Here is a 1537-nt window from a genome sequence, read left to right as displayed (position 1 = left end):
GGATCGGGCTCCGGGGACGGGTCCGGGTCGGTGAGGTAGCGCTGGAGGGCGGGGGCCACCAGGGCGACGATCCGCTCCGGGTCGGCGGAGGCCAGCGGCTCGACCTGGATGACGTAGCGCAGCATGGCGATCCCGACCATGTGCGAGGCGGCCAGCTCGGCCCGGAAGCGGGGGTCGGGAACGTCCAGCTCGGCGGCCACCCGCTCCAGCAGCCGGCGCAGCACGAAGCCGCGCAGCACCGTGGCGGCCGCCTCGTTGGTCATCGCCGAGCGGATCACCGCGAGCAGCGGGCCGCGGGCGGCCGGGTCCTCCCACAGGCCCAGGAAGAAGCGGGCCAGCCGCTCCCCGACACCCTCGGGGCCCGCGCCGACCACGGCGGAGACGGCGAGCGCGGGCTCGAAGCCGACCTCGATCGCGGCGGCGAAGACGTCGTCCTTGGAACCGAAGTAGTGGTGGACCAGCGCCGGGTCGACGCCCGCCGCCTTGGCGATGCCGCGGACCGAGGTCCGGTCGTAGCCGGCGGCGGCGAACTCGGCGCGGGCGGCGGCCAGGATGCGCTCGCGGGCGACGGGCCCGTCCTCGGCGGCCTTCCTGGCGGGGCGGCCGCGCCGGCGGGGAGCGTCGGTCACCGGACGCGGGCGGCCGAGGCCAGGTGGAGCCGGGTGAAGGCGAGCGCCTCGGCGAGGTCGGCCTCGCGTTCGGCGGCGGACATCGCGCGCCGGGTGTTGACCTCGACGACCACGTGCCCGTCGAAGCCGGAGCGGGCCAGGTGCTCCAGCAGTTCGGCGCACGGCTGGGTGCCGCGCCCGGGCACCAGGTGCTCGTCCTTGGCGGAGCCGCGCCCGTCGGCGAGGTGGACGTGGCCGAGCCGGTCGCCCATCCGGGCCACCATCTCCATGGCGTCGGTGCGGGCGGTCGCGGTGTGCGAGAGGTCCACCGTGAAGTGGCGGTAGTCGTCCTTGGTGACGTCCCACTCGGGGGCGTACGCGAGCATCTCGCGGTCCCGGTAGCGCCACGGGTACATGTTCTCGACCGCGAACCGCACGTCGGTCTCGTCCGCCATCCGCCAGATGCCGCTGACGAAGTCGCGGGCGTACTGGCGCTGCCAGCGGAACGGCGGGTGCACGACCACGGTGGCCGCGCCCAGCTTCTCGGCGGCGGCCTGGGCGCGCCGGAGCTTGGTCCACGGGTCGGTGGACCACACCCGCTGGGTGATCAGCAGGCAGGGGGCGTGCACGGCGAGCACGGGCACGCCGTGGTAGTCGGAGAGCCGGCGCAGCGCCTCGATGTCCTGGCTGACCGGGTCGGTCCAGACCATGACCTCGACACCGTCGTAGCCGAGGCGCGCGGCGACCTCGAAGGCCGTCGCGGTCGACTCCGGGTAGACCGAGGCGGTCGACAGGGCGACCTTCGCGTCCGGGACGCGCACGGGTTCCGAAGGATCTGCCACGAGGGACAGCGTACGGGGCCGGGGCGCGCTGCCGGGAGGCGGTGCGGGGCCGCCGCCGGGCGGGCGGGCGGCGGCAGTGGTCGGGCG

At 75.7% G+C, this 1537-nt stretch carries 2 protein-coding genes; both read right to left on the bottom strand.

Annotated features, from left to right (window positions below; genetic code table 11):
- Nucleotides 1–629, bottom strand: a 629-nt coding sequence (locus C6N75_RS28540) for a TetR/AcrR family transcriptional regulator (RefSeq protein ID WP_105871743.1), incomplete at its 3' end; no start/stop codon positions are given.
- A complete protein-coding gene (locus C6N75_RS28535; protein WP_305124970.1) occupies nt 626–1459 on the bottom strand; it encodes a sugar phosphate isomerase/epimerase family protein in 834 nt (277 codons plus the stop codon). The genes C6N75_RS28540 and C6N75_RS28535, both read right to left, overlap by 4 nt.
- Between the last annotated feature and the right edge of the window lie 78 nt (nt 1460–1537).

The organism is Streptomyces solincola, assembly GCF_002982015.1.
GTDB classification, from domain to species: Bacteria; Actinomycetota; Actinomycetes; order Streptomycetales; family Streptomycetaceae; genus Streptomyces; species Streptomyces solincola.
This window is presented reverse-complemented; position numbering and strand designations above follow the sequence as displayed.